The 19,877-nt window shown below is 58.1% G+C and carries 24 protein-coding genes and 2 tRNA genes; 12 read left to right on the top strand and 14 right to left on the bottom strand.

The annotated features are described in order from the left end of the window. Positions 1–44 precede the first annotated feature (44 nt). Genes gatB through F8B91_RS04010 form a run of 4 tightly spaced genes read right to left on the bottom strand, consistent with a single transcriptional unit; the run spans position 45 to position 2,806 of the window. Positions 45–1,526 carry an Asp-tRNA(Asn)/Glu-tRNA(Gln) amidotransferase subunit GatB gene (gene gatB, locus F8B91_RS04025; protein ID WP_196502415.1) on the bottom strand — a complete coding sequence of 494 codons (1,482 nt, stop codon included), beginning with the start codon at positions 1,524–1,526 and terminating at the stop codon, positions 45–47. Between the two features lie 50 nt (positions 1,527–1,576). Beyond that, complete coding sequence (locus F8B91_RS04020; protein ID WP_196502414.1) at positions 1,577–2,203, bottom strand: DUF1194 domain-containing protein; 627 nt, start codon at positions 2,201–2,203, stop codon at positions 1,577–1,579. A 9-nt stretch (positions 2,204–2,212) separates the two neighbouring features. Continuing rightward, complete coding sequence (locus F8B91_RS04015) at positions 2,213–2,488, bottom strand: DUF2312 domain-containing protein (RefSeq protein ID WP_196502413.1); 276 nt, start codon at positions 2,486–2,488, stop codon at positions 2,213–2,215. 30 nt (positions 2,489–2,518) lie between these two features. Continuing rightward, positions 2,519–2,806, bottom strand: coding sequence for a DUF1244 domain-containing protein (locus F8B91_RS04010; RefSeq protein ID WP_196503881.1), 288 nt, complete (start codon positions 2,804–2,806; stop codon positions 2,519–2,521). A gap of 190 nt (positions 2,807–2,996) precedes the next feature. Between F8B91_RS04010 and F8B91_RS04005 the strand changes: the two genes are divergently transcribed. The 4 genes from F8B91_RS04005 to F8B91_RS03990 all read left to right on the top strand — a co-directional run bounded on the left by F8B91_RS04005 (position 2,997) and on the right by F8B91_RS03990 (position 6,895). Next, positions 2,997–3,524, top strand: a complete 528-nt coding sequence (locus F8B91_RS04005; protein ID WP_196502412.1) for a DUF1036 domain-containing protein — start codon at positions 2,997–2,999, stop codon at positions 3,522–3,524. A 40-nt stretch (positions 3,525–3,564) separates the two neighbouring features. After that, entirely contained in the window at positions 3,565–4,998 is a 1,434-nt protein-coding gene (gene pyk / locus F8B91_RS04000; protein ID WP_196502411.1) for a pyruvate kinase, read from the top strand. Positions 4,999–5,087: 89 nt separating this feature from the next. Beyond that, positions 5,088–6,320, top strand: a complete 1,233-nt coding sequence (gene metC, locus F8B91_RS03995) for a cystathionine beta-lyase (RefSeq protein ID WP_196502410.1) — start codon at positions 5,088–5,090, stop codon at positions 6,318–6,320. A 47-nt stretch (positions 6,321–6,367) separates the two neighbouring features. Next, positions 6,368–6,895, top strand: a complete 528-nt coding sequence (locus F8B91_RS03990) for a CreA family protein (protein ID WP_196502409.1) — start codon at positions 6,368–6,370, stop codon at positions 6,893–6,895. Positions 6,896–6,932: 37 nt separating this feature from the next. Here the strand turns inward: F8B91_RS03990 and F8B91_RS03985 are convergent, their stop codons facing one another. Then, positions 6,933–7,133, bottom strand: coding sequence for a hypothetical protein (locus F8B91_RS03985; protein ID WP_196502408.1), 201 nt, complete (start codon positions 7,131–7,133; stop codon positions 6,933–6,935). Between the two features lie 5 nt (positions 7,134–7,138). Here F8B91_RS03985 and F8B91_RS03980 point away from each other — a divergent pair, with 5 nt between their 5' ends. Then, on the top strand, positions 7,139–7,468 hold the full coding sequence (locus F8B91_RS03980) for a hypothetical protein (RefSeq protein ID WP_196502407.1): 330 nt from the start codon (positions 7,139–7,141) through the stop codon (positions 7,466–7,468). A gap of 556 nt (positions 7,469–8,024) precedes the next feature. Further along, complete coding sequence (locus F8B91_RS03975; protein WP_196502406.1) at positions 8,025–8,246, top strand: hypothetical protein; 222 nt, start codon at positions 8,025–8,027, stop codon at positions 8,244–8,246. A 54-nt stretch (positions 8,247–8,300) separates the two neighbouring features. Here the strand turns inward: F8B91_RS03975 and F8B91_RS03970 are convergent. The 8 genes from F8B91_RS03970 to yajC form a co-directional block, all read right to left on the bottom strand. Continuing rightward, positions 8,301–8,378: transfer RNA gene (locus F8B91_RS03970), tRNA-Arg, on the bottom strand. A 72-nt stretch (positions 8,379–8,450) separates the two neighbouring features. Then, positions 8,451–8,750 (bottom strand): ETC complex I subunit, encoded by a 300-nt coding sequence (locus F8B91_RS03965; RefSeq protein WP_196502405.1) that lies wholly within the window; start codon positions 8,748–8,750, stop codon positions 8,451–8,453. A gap of 69 nt (positions 8,751–8,819) precedes the next feature. Then, positions 8,820–8,896, bottom strand: a tRNA-Pro gene (locus tag F8B91_RS03960). An 82-nt stretch (positions 8,897–8,978) separates the two neighbouring features. Continuing rightward, on the bottom strand, positions 8,979–9,812 hold the full coding sequence (locus F8B91_RS03955; RefSeq protein ID WP_196502404.1) for a phytoene/squalene synthase family protein: 834 nt from the start codon (positions 9,810–9,812) through the stop codon (positions 8,979–8,981). After that, positions 9,812–10,156 carry an Mth938-like domain-containing protein gene (locus F8B91_RS03950; RefSeq protein WP_196502403.1) on the bottom strand — a complete coding sequence of 115 codons (345 nt, stop codon included), beginning with the start codon at positions 10,154–10,156 and terminating at the stop codon, positions 9,812–9,814. Before F8B91_RS03950 ends, F8B91_RS03955 begins: the two co-directional genes overlap by 1 nt. Continuing rightward, positions 10,153–11,109 (bottom strand): protein translocase subunit SecF, encoded by a 957-nt coding sequence (gene secF, locus F8B91_RS03945; protein ID WP_196502402.1) that lies wholly within the window; start codon positions 11,107–11,109, stop codon positions 10,153–10,155. The genes F8B91_RS03950 and secF overlap by 4 nt, the downstream gene beginning before the upstream one ends. Then, entirely contained in the window at positions 11,109–12,785 is a 1,677-nt protein-coding gene (gene secD / locus F8B91_RS03940; RefSeq protein WP_196502401.1) for a protein translocase subunit SecD, read from the bottom strand. The genes secF and secD overlap by 1 nt, the downstream gene beginning before the upstream one ends. Beyond that, positions 12,785–13,123, bottom strand: coding sequence for a preprotein translocase subunit YajC (gene yajC / locus F8B91_RS03935; RefSeq protein WP_196502400.1), 339 nt, complete (start codon positions 13,121–13,123; stop codon positions 12,785–12,787). The genes secD and yajC overlap by 1 nt, the downstream gene beginning before the upstream one ends. Positions 13,124–13,252: 129 nt before the next feature. Between yajC and F8B91_RS03930 the strand changes: the two genes are divergently transcribed. From F8B91_RS03930 to F8B91_RS03905, 6 genes are read left to right on the top strand one after another with little or no spacing between them, the layout of a single operon-like run. After that, the gene (locus F8B91_RS03930; RefSeq protein WP_196502399.1) at positions 13,253–14,110 is read left to right on the top strand and encodes an ATP-binding protein; all 858 of its coding nucleotides are present in this window, start codon (positions 13,253–13,255) and stop codon (positions 14,108–14,110) included. Positions 14,111–14,144: 34 nt separating this feature from the next. Next, positions 14,145–16,190 (top strand): tyramine oxidase, encoded by a 2,046-nt coding sequence (locus F8B91_RS03925; protein ID WP_196502398.1) that lies wholly within the window; start codon positions 14,145–14,147, stop codon positions 16,188–16,190. Further along, complete coding sequence (locus tag F8B91_RS03920; protein WP_196502397.1) at positions 16,187–16,798, top strand: glutathione S-transferase N-terminal domain-containing protein; 612 nt, start codon at positions 16,187–16,189, stop codon at positions 16,796–16,798. Before F8B91_RS03925 ends, F8B91_RS03920 begins: the two co-directional genes overlap by 4 nt. After that, on the top strand, positions 16,798–17,970 hold the full coding sequence (locus F8B91_RS03915; protein ID WP_196502396.1) for an FAD-dependent monooxygenase: 1,173 nt from the start codon (positions 16,798–16,800) through the stop codon (positions 17,968–17,970). Before F8B91_RS03920 ends, F8B91_RS03915 begins: the two co-directional genes overlap by 1 nt. A 46-nt stretch (positions 17,971–18,016) precedes the next feature. Continuing rightward, positions 18,017–18,355 carry a heat shock protein HspQ gene (hspQ, locus tag F8B91_RS03910; RefSeq protein ID WP_196502395.1) on the top strand — a complete coding sequence of 113 codons (339 nt, stop codon included), beginning with the start codon at positions 18,017–18,019 and terminating at the stop codon, positions 18,353–18,355. A gap of 1 nt (position 18,356) precedes the next feature. Next, complete coding sequence (locus F8B91_RS03905) at positions 18,357–19,004, top strand: ThuA domain-containing protein (protein ID WP_196502394.1); 648 nt, start codon at positions 18,357–18,359, stop codon at positions 19,002–19,004. Here F8B91_RS03905 and F8B91_RS03900 read toward each other — a convergent pair. After that, positions 19,001–19,876 carry a DMT family transporter gene (locus tag F8B91_RS03900; RefSeq protein WP_196502393.1) on the bottom strand — a complete coding sequence of 292 codons (876 nt, stop codon included), beginning with the start codon at positions 19,874–19,876 and terminating at the stop codon, positions 19,001–19,003. The genes F8B91_RS03905 and F8B91_RS03900 overlap by 4 nt on opposite strands. Between the last annotated feature and the right edge of the window lies 1 nt (position 19,877).

Below are 19,877 nucleotides of genomic sequence, written 5' to 3'. Positions count from 1 at the left end.
AAAAAGGGGAAGGCTTGTAAACCTATTGTTAACGCCTGATAAACCTATGAAATACCAAGCTTTTTCTTGAGGATATCGTTCACCGCAGCAGGATTGGCCTTGCCTCCGGTGGTCTTCATGACCTGCCCGACGAACCAGCCCAGCATGGTCGGCTTGGCCTTAACCGCCTCAACCTTATCGGGATTTGCGGCCACAATCTCATCAACCGCCTTCTCGATGGCACCCAGATCAGTGACCTGCACGAGGCCACGGGCTTCCACGATCTGTGCAGGGTCGCCACCTTCGGTCCACAGGATTTCGAACACGTCCTTGGCGATTTTGCCGGAGATGGTGCCTTTGGAAATCAGCTCCACCAGCCCGCCCAACTGTGCGGCCGAAACTGGTGAATCCTCAACGCTTTTGCCTTCCTTGTTCAGGCGGCCGAAAAGCTCATTGATCACCCAATTGGCGGAAAGCTTGCCATCGCGGCCCTTGGCCACTTCTTCAAAGAAGGAGGCAGAAGTCTGTTCCGCCACCAGCACGGCAGCGTCATAAGCCGACAACCCGAAACTCGATACAAACCGCGCGCGCTTTTCGTCCGGCAATTCCGGCAGGCTCTGCTTGATCTCGGCGATCATCGCCGGGTCCAGCTTCAAAGGCAGCAGATCAGGATCGGGGAAATAGCGGTAGTCATGCGCTTCTTCCTTGGAGCGCATCGAACGCGTCTCGCCCTTCTTGGCATCGTAAAGGCGCGTTTCCTGCGCGATCGATCCGCCATCTTCAATGATGCCGATCTGGCGACGCGCCTCAAATTCAATCGCCTGTCCCATGAAACGGATCGAGTTCACATTCTTGATTTCGCAACGCGTGCCGAAAGCCGCGCCGGGGCGGCGCACCGAAACGTTCACATCGGCCCGCATCGAGCCCTGTTCCATATTGCCATCGCAGGTGCCAAGGTAGCGCATGATCTGGCGCAACTTGGTCACATAGGCTTTTGCTTCGTCGGACGAACGCATGTCAGGCTTCGACACGATTTCCATCAGCGCACAGCCTGAGCGATTGAGATCGACATAGCTCATATTCGGGTGCTGGTCGTGCAGGCTCTTGCCGGCGTCCTGTTCCAGATGCAGGCGTTCAACACCTACTTGAACAACCTGGCCGTCATCGAGATCGACGCTGACGATGCCTTCGCCCACGATGGGCTGCTTGAACTGCGAAATCTGATAGCCCTGCGGCAGATCCGGATAGAAATAATTCTTCCGGTCAAAAACCGACACTTCATTGATCTGCGCCTTGAGGCCAAGACCCGTGCGCACGGCCTGCTCGACGCAGAACTCATTGATCACCGGCAGCATGCCGGGCATCGCCGCATCCACGAATGAAACATGGTCATTCGGGTCGCCGCCGAATTCGGCCGAGGCGCCGGAAAACAGCTTCGCCTTGGACAGCACTTGCGCATGGACTTCCAGCCCGATGATCACTTCCCAGTCGCCGGTGGCGCCCTTGATCCAGTCTTTCTTGTCGGCAACGCGCAATGCGGAATCCATCTTCAATCCTTCAATTCGTGAGGCCGGAATAACGGTTCAGGCCAATGTAATCAAGTCGTGGCGGCTTGCAGCTCACGCAGCAACTTGCGGTGCATGGCCTCGCTGAAGGCTTGGTCATTGATCGCTGGCTCGACAAAACAGCCCTCCCCGCCAATCACCGTCCGGGAATAATAGGCCAGGATCTCCGGCGAGCCAGTCAGGATCGGCAGGCCGTTGATCACGATTCCTCGGGCCACAGCGCCGCCCCGCGCCTGCGCCATGTTGCCATGCTCGCTGTCGCCGCCATCGCCGGAAATATCAATCACCTTGCGCCCGGTTTTCAGGTGCAAGTCGTCGAAAACATGGGTGCAATATTTCAACGCCGCCGCCATCCCGGTTCCGCCCGGCTGCCAATCGCGTGGCAGATTTTCCACTTCATCCGCCGTCGCCTTAAGGGCGGCCTCCGAATCCAGCACACGCCATCGCAGCGACGTCACTTGCTTCAAAGGGGTGGACCACTGCACCAGGCTTAAAGCTACAGCGCCCGCCGGCCCGGCCTTGATGGCCTCCAGAATATCCGGCTCACGCAGCGCTTTTGAAATGCCCCTGGTCTGCAGCGCAAAGTCGCCCGCATCCATGCTGCTGGACACATCGACCGCCAGAACCAGCGCGACATCGACGATGCTCACGCTGGCCATGAAAGCCTCTTAGGCCGCTTCTTCAGCCTCGCCGGGCACCATGCCCAGTGCGGCGAGATAAACGTCGAGCAGCGCTTCTTCTTCCATGCGCTCTTCCGGCTCTTTCTTGCGCAGCGAAATCACCTTGCGCAGGATCTTGATGTCATAGCCATTGCCCTTGGCCTCGGCATAGACTTCCTTGATATCGGCGGCGATGGCCTTCTTTTCTTCTTCCAGCCGTTCGATGCGCTCAACAATGGTCTTGAGCTGGCCTTCGGCAAATGAGGTTTTGGTCTTGGTGGCCAAGATAGTTCTCCGCTTACAAACTTAAATAAATCAGTGGTGTGATGGCTTTTTCAGGTCTTCAGGCTGGCCCGTCTGGTGCATCGCCTTCCATTCGTCATAGGGCATGCCATAGACCATTTGCCGAGCTTCGTCGCGCGAAACGTCGAGGCCCTTTTCCTTGGCTGCCGCTTCATACCAGTTGGAGAGGCAGTTGCGGCAAAACCCCGCCAAATTCATCAAATCGAGGTTTTGCACATCGGTGCGTTCACGCAAGTGTGAAAGCAGCTTGCGAAAGGCTGCGGCTTCAAGTTCGGTCTGGGTTTTGTCATCAGGCTTCATGGCCGTGATATAGGGCGAAAGGCTGGAGAATTCCAAGCCTGTTACCCAACTCTCCCCGTCATTCACAGGGGTGGGCGGAGCTTGCGCGAGGCTTTTGCAGGGCTTGTCGCTCCGGGCAGAATCCCCTAGTGATTTGCCGTTTGGGGCGATTTGCCCAAGTTTTGCTATATTGGACGTGGAGAACGGGCGCATGAAACGCTTTTTTATCGCTACCGGCCTGGGGCTTGCCCTCTTTGGCCTCTCCTCCCTGCCCGCCAAGGCTGACTTGAAGCTTTGCAACAACACCACCTCCTCGGTCAGCGTGGCCATCGGCTACAAGGACAAGGAAGGCTGGGCTTCTGAGGGCTGGTGGACGGCCAAGCCGCAAGGCTGCATCAGCCTGCTGAAGGGTGCGCTGATCGCGCGCTATTATTACATTTTCGCACTTGATAAGGAAAAGGGCGGCTCGTGGGGTGGCCAGGCCAAGATCTGCATCAAGGACAAGATTTTCACCATCCGCGGCCTTGAGCATTGTGCCGACCGTGGCTACCAGCAGCAGGGCTTCTTCGAAGTCGATACCGGTGAAAAGCAGGATTGGACTGTTTCACTCTCAGGCGACAAACCGGCCACGCCAGCCGCCGCACCTGCCGCTGATGACAAGACGGGCCAGGCGGCTCCCATCCCTGCCCCTGATGCAAACGCACCAGCCGCGCAAGGCACTGACACACAGACCAACTAGATCCCTGCAAGCGACATAACAAACAAAAAAGGCAATACGCGTGCATAGAAACCGCAAAGTCAAAATCCTGGCCACTTTGGGCCCGGCGTCCAACACCCGCGAGATGATCGAGAAGCTGTTCATCGCCGGCGTGGATGTGTTCCGCATCAATATGAGCCACACGAGTCATGCGCTTCTCAAGGAGCTGCATGGCCACATCCGTGCGGTCGAGGAAAAAGTGAAACGTCCCATCGGCATCCTCGCCGATTTGCAGGGCCCCAAGATCCGCATCGGCACATTTGCTGAAAAGCAGGTGGTGATCAAAGCCGGTGACAATTTCATTTTTGACACCAATCCAGCCCCCGGCGATGCAACCCGCGTTTATCTTCCGCATCCGGAAATTTTCGCCGGTGCCAAACTGGGCGAAAATCTTCTGCTCAATGATGGCCGCCTGCGCGTGCAGATTACCAAGGCCGAAGCCACCCGCCTCGACACCACAGTGATCTATGGCGGCACGCTGTCAGACCGCAAGGGCGTCAACCTGCCGGATACATTGCTTCCCATTCCGGCGCTCACTGAAAAAGACCGCGCCGATCTGGAAGCCGCAGCCCAACTAGGCGTGGAATGGATCGCAATTTCCTTCGTGCAGCGCGCTGAAGACGTGGCCGAAACCAAGCAGCTGGTCAAAGGCCGCGCTTTCGTCATGGCCAAGATCGAAAAGCCATCGGCCCTGCCGGTGCTGGATGACATTCTGAAATTTGCTGACGGCCTGATGGTCGCGCGTGGAGACTTGGGCGTCGAACTGCCACTCGAAACCGTGCCAGCCAAACAAAAGCACATCACGAGAGCCGCGCGCCGGTATGGCAAGCCGGTGGTGGTGGCCACCCAAATGCTCGAATCCATGATCACCGAGCCGGTGCCGACGCGCGCCGAAGTCTCTGACGTGGCCACCGCCGTTTATGAAGGCGCGGATGCGGTCATGCTCTCCGCCGAAAGCGCGTCGGGCGCCTGGCCTGAAAAGGCTGTGCAAACGATGGACAAGGTGGCCCAGTCCGCCGAGGGCGATACCTATTACAACGGCATTCTCCACGCTCAGCGCGCCGAGCCGGGCAATACCACTGCCGACGCCATTTCGGCAGCCGCCCGTACCATTGCCGAAAGCCTCCATATTCCGGTCATCGTTTGCTACACTGGCGGCGGCATCACCGGCAACCGCGTGGCCAAGGAGCGACCTTCAATGCCGATCCTGGCGCTGACGCCCATCGTCAACACCGCCCGCCGTTTGACATTGACCTGGGGCATTCATCCGCTCGTGGTGCCGGATGCGCAGAGCCTTGATGAGATGATGAGCGGTGCCAGCGAAATCGCCTTCAGCGAAGAATTCGCCAAGCCTGGCGAAAAGATCCTGATCACCGCAGGCGTTCCTATCGGCGCTCCTGGCACCACCAACCTGCTCCGGGTGGCCACATTAGGCCCCGGCGGCAAAGGCGTCTGAGCTAAACGCAGGGCAATAAGGACATTTCAGCATTGAGCCGGAGTGCGGCGGCGGGCATGATGCCCGCCACTGCAAACACGGATTTTGAAATGTCTAAGAAGCCGATCGACCGCTCAAAACTGAAAGCCGCCACTCAGGTGGCCACCGCCGCGCGCGCCTATAACGAACATGGCATGGTGAACCCGGCCGTCTATCATGCTTCGACAGTAACCTTTGAGGATGTGGAAGCCCTCAAGAACCGCAAGCAGCCTTACGTTTACGGCCGCCGTGGCACGCCTACATCACGCGCCATCGAGGAGGCGATTGCCGAGCTTGAAGGCGGCTTTGCCTGCAAAGTTTCACCCTCGGGCCTGGCGGCCATCACCACCGCATTGCTGGCGTTCCTGAAATCCGGCGATCATCTGTTGATGGTTGATACTGTCTACGCGCCGGTGCGTGATGTCTGTGACAGGCTGCTTGCCGGACTTGGCATTGAAACCACCTATTACGATCCACTGGTGGGCGAGAAGCTGAAAGGCTTGATCAAGCCCAACACCAAAATTGTCTATCTCGAATGCCCCGGCTCGCAGACCATGGAAATGCAAGATGTGCCCCTGCTCTGCAAGATCATCCATGAACACGGCGCACTCGCAATGATCGACAACACCTGGAGTGCCGGCCACTTCTTCAAGGCCTTCGACCATGGCTGCGATATCTCCGTGCAGGCCGCGACTAAATATATCGTCGGCCATTCCGATGCGATGTTTGGTTCGGTTGTCTGCTCAGAAGCCACATGGCCACAGTTCTGCGAGATGTATGAAATCATGGGACAGTTTGCTGGCCCTGATGACATGTATCTGGCCCTGCGCGGCCTGCGTACGCTCGATGTGCGCCTCGAGCGCCACCAGAAATCCGCCATCCAGGTCGCCGAATGGCTGCGCGGGCGGGCCGAGGTTGAAACCGTGCTTTATCCCGCACTCTCCAATGCACCGGGCCATGCCATCTGGAAGCGTGACTTCACCGGCGCATCCGGTCTGTTCTCGCTCATTCTGAAACCCGCCAGCGACAAAGCCGTGGCCGCCATGCTGGATGGGCTGGAGCTGTTCTCCATGGGCTATTCCTGGGGCGGGTTTGAAAGTCTGGTGGTGCCGTTCAAGCCGCACCGCACGGTCACCCAATGGACGACCGATGGCCCGGCGCTGCGCCTGCATATCGGGCTTGAACATCCTGAAGATCTGATCGCCGATCTTGATGCGGGCTTTAAGCGATTGAACAATGCGTCGCCAGCAAAGGGGCAGGCCGAGTTTGCGTCCCCTGACGCACCCTTTAGAAGAACCACTTGATTTTGGCGCAGGAACACCAATCTCTCTCCCCGAGGAGAAATGCATCAATGAAAACCTTCACCCGCCTGGCCGCTGCTGCTGCTTTGTGTCTCGGCTTTGCCGGTATGGCCCAGGCTGACATGGCCGACGATCCGGAACTGATCTTCAAAAAGAGCACGGTGTTCCACCTGCTCTCGCCGGATGCCAAGCTCGCAACCTATGTGATCGATGATCCGGCCATCGAAGGCGTGGCCTGCTATTTCACCATTCCTGAACAAGGCGGCTGGACCGGCTGGGCCGGCTTTGCCGAACAGCGCTCGGAAACCTCGATTGCCTGCCGTCAGGTGGGCCCGATCAAGATCAGCGGCAAATTCGATCAGGGCGAAGACATCTACCGCGCCCGCCGTTCGCTGTTCTTCAAGAAGATGCAGATCGTGCGGGGCTGCGACCCCAAGCGCAATGTGCTGGTCTATATGAGCTATACCGACAAGCTGATCGACGGCTCGCCGCAGAATTCGACTTCGACCGTGCCGATCATGCCCTGGGGCACCGATACGAATGCACCGCCCAAATGCGGCGACTTCGTCAATCCGTAATCAAAGGCCTCCGGCCCGAAAAGGACCTGAGGCTTTTTTAGTGGCTTGATCGCCGTTTGATTTCCGCAATCGTTTCGCGCAATTGTTGGTCAATCTGGTCAGGCGGCAATATGGTCCGCTTGCCCTGGATGCAGGCTTCTGCATCCATCATCAGACTCCAGAACCCGTATCTGATGTCCGTGCTCTCAGCAATCGCGCGAAGTCTTTTCATGTCTTTCAGAATCTCATCTTGGATCATCGGATTTGCTCCTGAATGAGATGCTTGCGCTAGAAGCGCCGGCACAACTTTACGAAAGCGGAATCGAAGCGGCCCGGATGATTGATGACCTGACGGCATTTGAAAGCCACGTCGTCATCCGCGATTTCAATTCCGCTAACGCTACGCCCGTCGGGACGCGGTTGGATGACCGGTGGTTTATGCTGCACAACAGTCGTGCGCCCATTGCCACAGCCACCGCCCACGCTGACACAGACATTCAGCAGTTGGCGACGGTTCAGCAGCCCGATCCTTGCTGTGATGAGCTTGGAGAGCCCTGCGCGGTTCTGGCCGCCGCAGTTGTCGCCACCAGTTGATACGCAGAGCCCAACCAATTGCCGGTTGGACAATACGTTCAACTTGGCCTTCACCACGCCAAGAACATCCGCGCGTACGGACGCAAGGCTACCTTGGGCAATGGGACAATGTCTTCAAGTTCTGATTGAAAGCTAACATCTGCAATACTCCTCAATTGGTTAAGTTGAGTGCCCGTACAGGGTACGGGTGAAGTTTCGCAGGGCAAATAATCAGCCTAGAGTTGTTGCGGGCCTCTTAATGAAAATCGCTCAATTGTAGTGAGTTAACGGGTATATTTTTGTGGTTTCATGGAACTCAGCGGCAAAGAACTGTATTGACGGCATTAACCGGTTGAATATTTCCCGCATATTTTCAACACATACAACTTCAAGCTTTCTTCGGAGTGCCCATAACGTTCTGATATGGGTTTGAATTAATCTTGTTTCTTACGGACGAAATACGCCACAAAGTTGTAAAGCGAGGTCGCCAGAGCTGCAACCGAACGCGGTAGTCCAGGTGGAACATTTGAGGGCGCGGCCCATTGATCGTCATCACCAAGCGATGAGGAGCAGAAAAATGCGCCCAGGACGAAAAGACATTGCTGCAACTCCAGCCCAAGATTTGCCGGGAGCCTCACGTGGCTCACGCGACCGCTGGAAAAGCATGATCAATGGCGGCTCACCGGAACAGCCCGACAAGGACGGAACAGCCCGGCACGATCAAGCCGACGCACCGGCAAAGCCGGTAGCACCTGAAGCAGACCTCTCCGGTCGCCCTGTCCAAAAACCGCAGAAGTGAACGCTCAAGTGAGGGCGGGAATTTAGCTAATGCGAACAACGTGAGGGCAGGAAATGGCGACCCCGGCATGATTCGAACATGCGACCGACGGATTAGAAATCCGTTGCTCTAGTCCAGCTGAGCTACGGGGCCTAAGAAGCGCAATTCCGAAGGAATTGGCGCGGGAACCAAGCGCAATTCACAAAGGGAATTGGCGCGAGGTATTCAGTGCGTCCAGTTATCCTTGCGCCCGAATTTGAAATTGTCGGAATAGGATTTCTTCTGCATGCGGGCGGGTGTTTCCGGCTGCACCATGTAAGCAATGCCATTGCGCTTGGCATAGTCTTCGGCTTCCTCGCGGGTGTCGAAGCGCAGCTTGACCTGGGTGGATGTGTCGCCAGAGGTCCAGCCCATCAACGGATCAGCCGAAGGTCTCGTCTCGCGCAGGAATTCCAAGAACCACTCATTCTTCGCCTTGCCAGACTGCATGGCGTTGCGGGCGGGCTTGTAAATGCGTGCGGTCATCAGACGTCCCCTGGAGAATCCGGCTTCATGGTAACGTAACCCCATGAAGTTTCAAACTCAGATTCAAAGTGGTCGGGGCGGCGGGATTCGAACTCGCGACCCCCTGCGCCCAAGGCAGGTGCGCTACCAGACTGCGCTACGCCCCGACACCTTGTTAGGCCGGGATATTTGCCCGGCCTGCCGGGGTGAATAACCGCTGTTCGGCCAAAGAGCAACCACTGAAAAGGGTTAAAACCGAACCTGCTTGGCGGCCTTGTAAATCAGCCATTGTTTGCGCAGCGGGCTGATGTCGCAGCCCTTGACCAGCACCGCCCTGCCCCGTTTGCGTGCCTTTTGCAGATAAGGATCAGCCAGCGCCACATGCAGGAAGGCTGGCGCCACCTTGGGCGAAATCGTCCAGGTCACGCGGCGCAACTGTTCCCGCCGTTCCTCAGCGAGAGCACGCAAGTCCGCCAGCACCACGCCAATCCCCGCCTCGGACTCCGGATCAAACAGATGCGTAGGATCAACTTGCCGCTTGGCTAGAAGATCAGCCGGCAGAAAGCACTGTTTCAGTCTCTGTGCACGGGGCAACTGGTTCAGCACCTGCGCCACCCCATAGCGCACGCCGGCCAGGCCGCAGGCCTCGCTGGCTTCCAGCGCGCCGTCAGAATCCATGATCATCGCCGCCATCTTGATGACGGAGGACTGCGTCTCACCCAGATAGCCCTCAAGGTCATTCAGGCTGGGCATCGGGTCGGAATAGAAATCAAACTGATGCGCCTTGAGCAGATTCATCAAGGCATATTTGGGAATGTCGCCCGCCTGCACGGCCCCGGCCAAAGCCTGCGCCACCGGATGGGCCTGCACATCGCCGTGAAAGATCGAGTCAACCACATCCATCCAGAATTGCAGGCGGATTTCCGCCAATTGCGGCTCGCTGACATTATAGGCAATGCGGTTCACTTCGGCATTGAACGCATAGAGCGCCATCACATGGGCGCGCTTTTCGCCGGGCACGAACAGCGCGCTTAAATAGCGGTCAATGTCATGAGTGTGAACGATGCGGGCCATGTCATCCATCACCCCACCGCCTTCAGCGCGCAGGCCACCCGCCGGTCTTCGCCGAACATCAGATTGTAGGTGTGTACAGCGGCAGATGTCGCCATGACGTCAGGGCGGATGCCCAACGCTTCCAGCCTGGCCAGTGCGCCAGCCGAAACCCGTTCAAATTTCGCGCCAGTGCCGATCACGAGGAAATCGAAGCCATCCATTTCAGCTATGATAGCGGAGAAATCGTCCCCGTCCCACGCGCGCATGCCGGATGGTAAAATTAACAAATGGCCGCGGTGCGAATGGTCGCCAAAGCGGAACCCGCCCTCGCCGAATGACTCGATCGGGCGGCGTTCCGGCAGTTTCTTGTTCAACGGCGCTTGCCCCGCCCTTTTTCAGGGTTGGCTTCAGAGCTCGAAATCTCGCGCTTGGTGCCCAGCAGGATCAAAACAGGCGCCGCAATGAAGATCGACGAATAAGTGCCGACCACCACGCCCCAGATCATCGCGAAGGAGAAACCGCGGATCACTTCACCACCAAAGAAGTAGAGCGCCAGCAACGCCATCAACGTGGCGACCGAGGTGAGCATGGTGCGCGGCAGAACCGAATTGATCGAGAAGTCGATCAGGTCGGCCAGGTTCATCGATTTGTAGCGCCTGAGAAACTCACGCACGCGGTCAAACACCACGACAGTGTCATTCAGCGAATAGCCGACAATTGTCAAAATCGCGGCAATGATCGAGAGATTGAATTCGAGCCCGATCAAACTGAACAGACCAATAGACAATACCACGTCATGCAGCAGCGAGATCACGGCACCCATGGCAAATTGCCATTCAAAACGTGCCCACAGATAAAACAGAACAAAAAGGATCGACAGCATCACAGCACCGGTGGCCTGCTGCGTCAGTTCTTCCGAAACCTTGCCACCCACCGTGTCCTTGGAGCGGATTTCAACACCGGCCTCCAGCGACTTCAACGTGTCGATGACTTTCAGCTGTGCGGCCTGTTCATTGGCATCACCGCCGCCCTGTGCGGGCACCAGGATTTTCACATCCTGCGGGCTGCCGAATTGCTGCAACTCGATGGAGCCAAGGCCAATATTGTTCAGCTCGTTGCGCAATTTATCAAGCTGGGCCGGGCCCTGCGTGCGGATGGCGATCTCAGAACCGCCCTTGAAGTCGATGCCGTAATTCAGGCCCTTGAAGGCAAACAGCGCAATGGCAACCGCGCACAGGATGCCGGACAGGAAGAAGCCGAAGCGCGATACGCGGATGAAGTGAATCTTGGTATCGTCAGGAACGAACCGGATGGGTTTCCAGCGCATCAGAGGTTGATCTCCTTGGGCTTGTAGCGTTTGACCCAGGCCGCAACCATCAGACGGGTAAGAACGAAAGCAGTGAACATGGTGGTAACGATGCCGACCGCCAGCGTGATGGCAAAGCCACGCACCGGGCCAGAGCCCACGCCGAACAGCACGAAGGCGGCAATAAGTGTGGTGACGTTCGCATCGGTGACGGTGCTGAGCGCCGCCTTGAATCCAGTCTCAATCGACTGCATGGCCGATTTGCCGTGCCGCCATTCTTCTCGGATGCGTTCATAGATCAGCACATTGGAGTCCACCGCCATGCCCAGCGTCAGCACGATACCGGCAATGCCGGGCAGCGTGAGCGTAAAACCGAAGAATGACATGACACCAACCAGAAGAATCAGGTTCACGATCAGCGCGAGGTCCGCAACGATTCCCCAGAAGCCATAAGGCAGCAGCATGAACAGCATGACGAAAACCAGGCCAGCAATCGAGGCGTAAACACCAGCCTTGATCGAGTCAGCACCTAGCGTCGGGCCCACAGTGCGTTCTTCGACGATGGCCAATTTGGCTGGCAATGCACCAGAGCGCAGCGTGATCGCGAGATCGTTGGTCTGCTCCACTGTAAAGCGGCCGGAAATCTGACCTGAACCCGTGAGAATGGCTTCATTGATATTGGGGGCACTCTGCACGATGCCGTCGAGAACGATGGCGAATGGCTTGCCCACATTATCGGCGGTCAGCTTGCCGAAACGCACAGCACCCTTCTGGTTGAACTTGAACGACACAACAGGAGAGTTGTTCTGGTCAAAGGTCGATTGCGCGTCAGTGAGATCAGCACCGTCAACTGTCGCCTGCCGCGAAGTCTGCACCCACATCTGCGGCAGGGCCTTCAGTTCGGCATCGGTGAGTGTCTGGGCTGTCGCATCCGTCTTCTGCTTTTCCAGAAGCTTGGCGTCCACGCTTTCCTTTTGCGGATAGGCGGCGCAATCAGGCGGTGGCAGTGAATTCGGCGCCGTGGCCTGCTCGGCGCAAAGCAGTTGGAAGTTGAGCTTCGCCGTGGAGCCGAGCAGCGTCTTCACCCGGTCAGGGTCTTGCAGGCCAGGAATTTGAATTGATATGCGGCCCTTGCCCTGCTGCTGGATGGTCGATTCCGTCGTGCCAAGCCCATTGATACGCAGCTCGATCACATGGATCGCCTGCTTGATCGAACCAGCCGTCTTGGCATCAAAACCGATGGGATCAATCGCGAAGACAAACTGATTGCCATTCTGTGTCAGGGTGAAGAGGTTCACCGCTGTCCCGACTGATAGCACGCCCGAATCCACCGGATTGAGCAGCTTCTTCAATTCGGTTGAGGCCTTGTCCGTATCTTCCGGCTTGTTCACCGTCACGGTCACGCCATTGTCGGTCTTGCCGAGGCCGCTATAGCCCACCTTCTGTTCGCGCAGGCTGAGACGAATGTCGCCCATCAACTGCTGCTGCAATTTGTCGGTCAGGTCTTTCTGGTCAACTTCCATCAGGATGTTGGACCCGCCCTGCAAGTCGAGGCCCAGGGTCATCGGCTTGAGGCCAAAACGGGTCATCACATTGCTGTAACCAAGGGGATCAAGAGCATTGGGCAAGGCCAGCACGATGCCCAAAAGCACCGTGCCGAGAATCAGCAGAACACGCCAGCGTGAATAATGAAACATCAGGGCTTCTTCAGCTTCTGCGGTTCACCCTTGGCACGCACATCGGCAATGCCCTGACGCAGCACGCGCACCTGCACATTGGGGCCAACTTCGACCAGCAGTTCATTGTCGTCGACAACCTTGACGATCTTGCCGATCAGGCCGCCATTGGTCACGATCGTATCGCCGCGTTCTGCCTGGCCCAGCATCTTCTGGTGTTCCTTGGCCTTCTGCTGCTGCGGGCGGATCATGAAGAAATAGAACACCGCGAGAATGCCGAGCATCGGCAGGATCATGCCGAACATGTCAACGGCACCGGGTGCTGGTGCAGCTTGCGCCAGAATTGGAACGATATTCATCAGGTCTCCCATGCCACCCAAAAAGGACGGCTCACAATGGGGCCGCCCGGAATGGGCAGCCAAACAAAGGTTGCGCGGAATATAGCTATGGATTAGGCCATTGCAACCTTTGGAGAGAAGGTTTTTTTGATGTCGAAATCCACCGAATTGGCTGAGCTGAAACGCATTTCCGAGGCACTTTCACGCCTCGCACCAGCCCCGCCTGCAACGCCTGATTTCAGCAAGGTGGCCGCCTTGGTCTGGAACGGCCCGCAGGCTGGCTTGGCAGCTGTCGCCAAGGTCAACCGCGTGGATGTGGACCTATTGAAGGGCATCGGCCAGGCCAAGGACACTTTGCTGGAAAACACCACCCGCTTCGCCAAGGGCCTGCCCGCCAACAATGCGCTGCTCTGGGGCGCGCGCGGCATGGGCAAGTCGTCGCTGGTCAAGTCGGCTCATGCCAAGATTGCCAAGACGGTGCCCGCGCTCAAGATCATCGAAATCCACCGCGAAGATATCAACTCCCTGCCCCAGTTGATGGCCATCCTGCGCGCCGCAGCCAAGTTCCGCTTCATTGTGTTCTGCGACGATCTTTCGTTCGATGGTGATGACACCAGCTACAAGTCACTGAAGGCAGCTCTCGATGGCGGCCTCGAAGGCCGGCCTGAAAATGTGCTGTTCTATGCTACCTCGAACCGCCGCCACTTGATGCCGCGCGACATGATCGAGAATGAACGCTCCACCGCCATTTCGCCTTCTGAAGCGGTACAGGAAAAAGTCTCACTGTCGGATCGCTTCGGCCTCTGGCTCGGCTTTCACAACTGCTCGCAGGATGATTATTTCGACATGGTGCATGGCTATGCCAAGCATTTCGGCCTGAAGATTGCGAAAGAAGACCTTGAGCATCGGGCCAATGAGTGGTCGGTCACCCGTGGCGCGCGCTCGGGCCGCGTGGCCTGGCAGTTCATCCAGGATGTCGCAGGCCGCCTCGGTCACAAGCTTGGCTGATGATTTCGGCGCGTAGCTGGTTTAGAAAATGCGCATGACAAAGCGCGCGCCTCTCGCCCTGATGATTCTCCTCTGCCTTGCCGGGCTGGCCTTTTCCGCCCCCGCAGTGCCGGACAAGAAGGGCCCCTTCGGCCCGCTCGACGCTTTGACGCCGGATGAAATAACCCTGGCCGTCAAAATCCTCACCGACAGCAAGAATGCCGATGCCAACACCGTCTACCCCGCTGTCACCTTGATGCCGGGCGAGAAGGACGTGATGCGCGCCTGGAAGCCTGGCACGCCCTTCACAAGATCGGCCTTCGTGGTCCTGCGCCGCAACCTCATCACTTATGAAGCGGTGATCGATCTTTCCGCCAAAAAACTCGTATCGTTCACGCCTAAACCCGCGGCCCAGCCGATGATCATGGATTTCGAATGGGATAAGGGCCGCGATGCCTTCATCGCCGACCCGCGCTACAAGGCCGCCCTCGAAAAGCGCAAGCTCAAGGAGGCGGATGTCTTCTGCACGCCCAATTCCGCCGGCTATTTCCCCGGTGACGGCCTCGACGGCAAGCGCGTCGTCAAAATCCCCTGCTTCGTGAAAGACAATGGCATCAGCGCCGTGGCCGCCCGCCCGGTGGAGGGCCTGATGGGCATCGTCGATACCGATTCCGGCCAGGTGCTGGATGTGATCGATAATGGCGTTGTTGATATGCCGCCCATGCCGGCGGGTTACAGTGATGCAGATCCGAAACTCGGCCCCGCCCTGAAGCCGATCGCCATCATGGCCCCACAAGGCACCAACATCCAGGTCAGCGGCAATCTCGATATCAAATGGGCGAACTGGTCGCTGCATGCAAGGGCCGACAAACGCGCTGGATTGATCCTCAATCTCATCCGTTTCCAGGATGGCGCGCGGCTGCGCGATGTGGCCTATCAGCTCAATCTCTCGGAAATTTTCGTGCCCTACATGGACCCCGACCCGACATGGTCCTACCGCACCTTCATGGATGCCGGTGAATTCGGCATCGGTTATCAAATCTCAAGCCTGCGTCCCGGCGTCGATTGCCCGCTGGCCTCCTATTATTTCGATCTCACCTTCCCCAATGACATTGGCGGCACCTACACTAGGCCCACTGCTTTGTGCGTGTTCGAACGCGCCACCGGCGATCCGTCCTGGCGGCACTATACGGCGGCCGACCAATATGTGAACGGCATACCGCAAACCGAAATGGTGGTGCGCCATGTGGCCACGCTCGGCAATTATGACTATCTGATCGACTATGTGTTTACCCCGCAGGGCAACATCACCATGAAGGTCGGGGCCACCGGCTTCGACGCCATCAAGGGCACCGCGGTGAAGGACATGGATGATCCGAATGCAGCAGAAGCCACCAAATACGGCAACCTGATCGCGCCCTATACGATTGCTCCCAACCACGATCATTATTTCTCCTTCCGGATGGACCTTGATGTGGATGGTGAAAAGAACGCGCTGGTGCGCGACAGCATCATGCCCGCCGCAATCCCCAATTCAAAAACCCGCAAATCGCTGTGGACGGTGAAGTCAGATCGCTACGCCGCGGAAGGCCCGGTGGCGCCGGAGCATGGCGCTGCCGGCGAAACATGGCGCGTGATCAACCCCAATGAAAAGACCGGTCTGAAATACAATCCTGGTTACCTGATTGATGGCGCCCACAGCGTCACCTCGGTGCTCGACAAGGCCGACCCGCCGCAATATCGCGCCGGTTTCACCGCCTATGCACTCTGGGCCACACATTATGCGGCGGATGAGCAATGGTCTGCCGGGCTCTATCCCAATCTCGCCACCAAGGATGAAGGCCTGCCCGCCTTCGTGGCGCAGAAGCGCTCGATCAACAATGAAGACCTGGTGCTCTGGTACACGATGGGCTTCCGCCATGTGCCACGGCCCGAGGACTATCCGATCCTGCCCACCTATTGGCATGAAGTGACTTTGCGCCCGTCCTTCTTCTTTGACAAAGACCCGTCCATGACGTTCAATCCCGGCATCCTGGCACCACCGCCCGCGGAAAAGCCATCCGACAAACAACCCACCAAGCAGCCAAAGAAAAAACCATGAAACTGTACGGCGATCTGATTTCCCCCTTCGTGCGCATGAGCATGATCACCGCCCTTGAATGTGATCTCGGCATGCGGGTGCAGCTGGTCAACATGCGCGCCGCCCCCGACAAGGTCACGGCAGAGCTGGAGGCCCTCTCGCCCATCGCCAAGGTGCCGGTGCTGGAGACCGAACATGGCCATGCGCTCTATGACAGCCGGGTGATCATGGAATATTTCTGTCATGTGTCTGGCAACAAGAAGCTGCTGCCGGATGAGGGCAACAAGCATTTCCGGGTTCTCACTTTGCTGGCGCTGGCATGTGGACTCGGCGATGCTTCAGTGACGCTGCGCTATGAACAATTCTCGCGGCCCCGGGATGCAGTCTGGCCGGAATTCGAAGCCCGCCAGAAGGCTCGCCTCGCCGCCTGCATGAAAGAGATGCAAGGCAAATGGCTGGGCGAAATGGCCGAGGTCAATCTCGGCAGCATCGCCGCCGCCGTGGTGCTGCATTACATTGATCTGCGCAGCCTCGCCCCCGGCTGGCGCGAAACCTTCCCGCAATTGAGTGAATGGCACAGCGCCTTCATCAAGCGCGATTCCTTCCGCAACACCGAGCCCAAGGCCTGATGACGGATTACACCGCCATCGTCTCCGGCGCGGGGCCAGCAGGCCTCGCCGCCGCAACTTTGCTGGCGCAAGAAGGCGTGAAGACGGCCGTGATCGCGCCCGGTATTCAGGACGATCCGCGCACCACCGCACTGATGCAGCCGGCGATGAAGCTGCTGTCTTTCATCGGCGTGTGGCCAGGTACCATCAAGGACCACAGCGCGCCGTTGAAGCGTTTGCGTCTGGTCGATGATCTGCAGCATCTCGTCTCAGCACCCGCAATCGAATTCGCCGCCCTGGAAATGAACCTGGAGGAATTCGGCTTCAACGTGCCGCTCACACATCTCGTCCCGGCTTTGAAGGCGCGCGCCGAAGCGGTAGGCGTCACCTTCATCAATGCCAAGAGCGAAAGCGCCACCGATCAAGGCACGCAGATCAGCGTCACCACAGATGATGGCCAGCAAATTTCAGCACAGGTGCTGCTGGCGGCCGACGGCGCCAAATCACAGCTGCGCAGCGCGCTCGGCTTTTCACTCGCCACCTCGCGCTATGACCAAATGGCTCTGGTCACCAGCTTTGATCATTCCGGCCCGCATGACGATGTCTCGACCGAATGGCACAAGCAGGATGGCCCCTTCACCACCGTGCCCTTGCCCGGCCGCCGTTCCAGCTTGGTCTGGATGGCCCGCCCGGAAAAGATCGAGCAGCTGCTGGCCCTCACCGGCCAAGAGCTCGCCACCGAAATCCAGCTGGAAAGCCATGGCACTCTGGGCCGCATCTCCAATGTCACCCCGCGCAAGACCTTCGCCATGAAGATGCAACGCGCCACCACTTTGGCGAGGTCGCGCACTTTGCTCATCGGCGAATCCGCCCATATGATGCCGCCCATCGGCGCCCAGGGCCTCAACCTTTCGCTGCGTGATGCCGCCACTGCGGCTGATCTGATCATCGGGGCTGAAGACCCCGGTGCGGCCTCCGTCTGCGCCGCCTATGACAAGGCCCGCCGTGTGGATGTGATGGCCAGGCTGTCCGTCACCAGCTTGCTCAATCACTCGCTTCTGTCGGGTCTTGAGGGTTTCCACCTCGCCCGCGCTACCGCCTTGGCCGCAGTGGAGAAATTCCCACCTCTGCGCCATGCCGCATTGCGCCAGGGACTGCAGGGTGCAGGGCCACTGCCTTTTGCCATGCGCTAAAGCCCCCTTGCGTTCCCACCCTCCTGTTGGGTAATTTGGAGTGGCAATGAGCATTCTTCCCAACGCCAAATTTCAGATCGGCCAGGTTGTCCGGCACCGCCTGTTCTCGTTCCGCGGTGTGATTTTTGATGTCGATCCGGTCTTCAACAACACTGAGGAATGGTGGAACTCGATCCCTGCCGAAGCCCGCCCCCGCAAGGACCAACCCTTCTATCATCTCCTCGCCGAGAACGAGGATACGGAATATGTGGCCTATGTCTCCGAGCAGAACTTGCTGGTTGATGACAATGCCGAGCCCGTGCGCCACCCGCAGGTGGGCGAATATTTCGTCGGCTTTGACCGCGACCACAATTGTTACCAGCTGAAGCCCCGGCGCGCGCACTAAGATGACGAAGAAGAAAGCTCTGATCGTCTGGGGCGGATGGGAAGGCCACACGCCTGAACGTTCCGCTCACGTCATCCGCGATATGCTGGCCGCCAAAGATTTCGATGTGCGGGTGGAAAACTCCACCGCCGCTTTCGCTGATCCCGCCATCCACAAAATGAACCTCATCGTGCCAATGATCACCATGTCGGTGATCGGCGAGGAGGAAGTGCAGAACCTGTGCGACGCGGTGCGCAGCGGAGTGGGCCTCGGCGGCTTTCACGGGCTGATGTGCGATTCATTCCGCAACGAAACCGAATATCAGTTCATGACTGGCGGCCAGTGGGTGTCCCATCCCGGCAACATTATCGATTACCGCGTGAATGTGACCAAGCCAAACGATCCTATCATGCAGGGCATCGCCGATTTCGATTACCGCTCCGAGCAATATTATATGCATGTGGACCCCGCCAATGAAGTGCTGGCCACCACGACTTTTGACGGCACGCATTGCGACTTCATCAAGGGCGTTGTCATGCCGGTGGCCTGGAAGAAAATCTATGGCAAGGCCCGCGTGTTCTATTGCGCGCTGGGTCACACGGCAGATGAATTCGCTGTGCCACAATTCCGTACCATGGTGGAACGCGGCCTGCTCTGGGCGGCGACTTAGCCGCGTGTAGAAGCGTAAGTTGAAAGCGAAATCCCCACCGCGATGATCGCCGCCCCTATCCACACTTCAACTGGGTAGCTCTCTCCCAGAAACGTCACCCCGGCAAACAGCCCCACCGCCGCGCCCACATAACCGATCTGGCTCAGATAAGTCGGGCCGCCCACCTGCTGCAGCCGGAAGAACAGCATGAACATCAGGCTGGATGCCAGTAGCTGCGAAAAGGCTAGAAGCGGCGCTTGCCCAAATGGTGCAAGATCAATCGTACCATGCAGCAGCAATGCGACAATCAGCAGAAACGGTACGGCCGACAGGTTGGTCAGGCTGCCCAGCAGCCGCGGCCCTGCATCCTTGGGCCAGCCCAGGCTGCGATAGAGATTGCCCGCCGCCAGAAAGAACGGAATGCACAGCGCCAGCAGCAGCCACGGCGAAATGCCGCCGCCCACGCCGCCATCCTTGCCGAACACGATCACCACCGCGCCGATGAAGCCGAGCCCGATGGCCATCAGCGTCAGCTTGTTAGGAGGCCGCACATTGAACGCCCAGGACAGCAAGGCCGTCATCATCGGTGAAATTGCAAACATCAGCCCGGTCAATCCGCTGCCGATCTTGGGGATCACCGTAAAGGTGATCAGATTGGGCATCACGAAGGAGAGAAAACCAGACAGAAAGGAAAAGCGGATCAACCCCAATTTGTCCTGCGGCCAGGCTTCCGACTGCGAGGCAACCACCAGCAGCACCAGTCCTGCCCCCAGTGAAATGAAAGCCGCCCAAACCGGCGCCGCAAATCCCGCCGCAAAGGCCAGCTTGCCTAGCGGGAAATTCAAACCCAGCCCCAGCCCGGTGCCCAGCAGCAGGAAGCCGGGACTGTCCATC

It is taken from the genome of Aestuariivirga litoralis, from assembly GCF_015714715.1.
Taxonomy (GTDB): Bacteria; Pseudomonadota; Alphaproteobacteria; order Rhizobiales; family Aestuariivirgaceae; genus Aestuariivirga; species Aestuariivirga litoralis_A.
The sequence above is the reverse complement of the archived record's forward strand: the minus strand, read 5'-3'. Positions and strand labels throughout refer to the sequence as shown.

Bases quoted from the DNA above. Each gene is read 5' to 3' on its own strand.
- gatB (WP_196502415.1), bottom strand. From the start codon at position 1,526: ATGGATTCCGCATTGCGCGTTGCCGACAAGAAAGACTGGATCAAGGGC.
- F8B91_RS04020 (WP_196502414.1), bottom strand. From the start codon at position 2,203: ATGGCCAGCGTGAGCATCGTCGATGTCGCGCTGGTTCTGGCGGTCGAT.
- F8B91_RS04010 (WP_196503881.1), bottom strand. From the start codon at position 2,806: ATGAAGCCTGATGACAAAACCCAGACCGAACTTGAAGCCGCAGCCTTT.
- F8B91_RS04005 (WP_196502412.1), top strand. From the start codon at position 2,997: ATGAAACGCTTTTTTATCGCTACCGGCCTGGGGCTTGCCCTCTTTGGC.
- metC (WP_196502410.1), top strand. From the start codon at position 5,088: ATGTCTAAGAAGCCGATCGACCGCTCAAAACTGAAAGCCGCCACTCAG.
- F8B91_RS03990 (WP_196502409.1), top strand. From the start codon at position 6,368: ATGAAAACCTTCACCCGCCTGGCCGCTGCTGCTGCTTTGTGTCTCGGC.
- F8B91_RS03985 (WP_196502408.1), bottom strand. From the start codon at position 7,133: ATGATCCAAGATGAGATTCTGAAAGACATGAAAAGACTTCGCGCGATT.
- F8B91_RS03975 (WP_196502406.1), top strand. From the start codon at position 8,025: ATGCGCCCAGGACGAAAAGACATTGCTGCAACTCCAGCCCAAGATTTG.
- F8B91_RS03965 (WP_196502405.1), bottom strand. From the start codon at position 8,750: ATGACCGCACGCATTTACAAGCCCGCCCGCAACGCCATGCAGTCTGGC.
- F8B91_RS03955 (WP_196502404.1), bottom strand. From the start codon at position 9,812: ATGGATGACATGGCCCGCATCGTTCACACTCATGACATTGACCGCTAT.
- secF (WP_196502402.1), bottom strand. From the start codon at position 11,109: ATGCGCTGGAAACCCATCCGGTTCGTTCCTGACGATACCAAGATTCAC.
- secD (WP_196502401.1), bottom strand. From the start codon at position 12,785: ATGTTTCATTATTCACGCTGGCGTGTTCTGCTGATTCTCGGCACGGTG.
- yajC (WP_196502400.1), bottom strand. From the start codon at position 13,123: ATGAATATCGTTCCAATTCTGGCGCAAGCTGCACCAGCACCCGGTGCC.
- F8B91_RS03930 (WP_196502399.1), top strand. From the start codon at position 13,253: ATGTCGAAATCCACCGAATTGGCTGAGCTGAAACGCATTTCCGAGGCA.
- F8B91_RS03925 (WP_196502398.1), top strand. From the start codon at position 14,145: ATGACAAAGCGCGCGCCTCTCGCCCTGATGATTCTCCTCTGCCTTGCC.
- F8B91_RS03920 (WP_196502397.1), top strand. From the start codon at position 16,187: ATGAAACTGTACGGCGATCTGATTTCCCCCTTCGTGCGCATGAGCATG.
- F8B91_RS03915 (WP_196502396.1), top strand. From the start codon at position 16,798: ATGACGGATTACACCGCCATCGTCTCCGGCGCGGGGCCAGCAGGCCTC.
- hspQ (WP_196502395.1), top strand. From the start codon at position 18,017: ATGAGCATTCTTCCCAACGCCAAATTTCAGATCGGCCAGGTTGTCCGG.
- F8B91_RS03905 (WP_196502394.1), top strand. From the start codon at position 18,357: ATGACGAAGAAGAAAGCTCTGATCGTCTGGGGCGGATGGGAAGGCCAC.
- F8B91_RS03900 (WP_196502393.1), bottom strand. From the start codon at position 19,876: ATGGACAGTCCCGGCTTCCTGCTGCTGGGCACCGGGCTGGGGCTGGGT.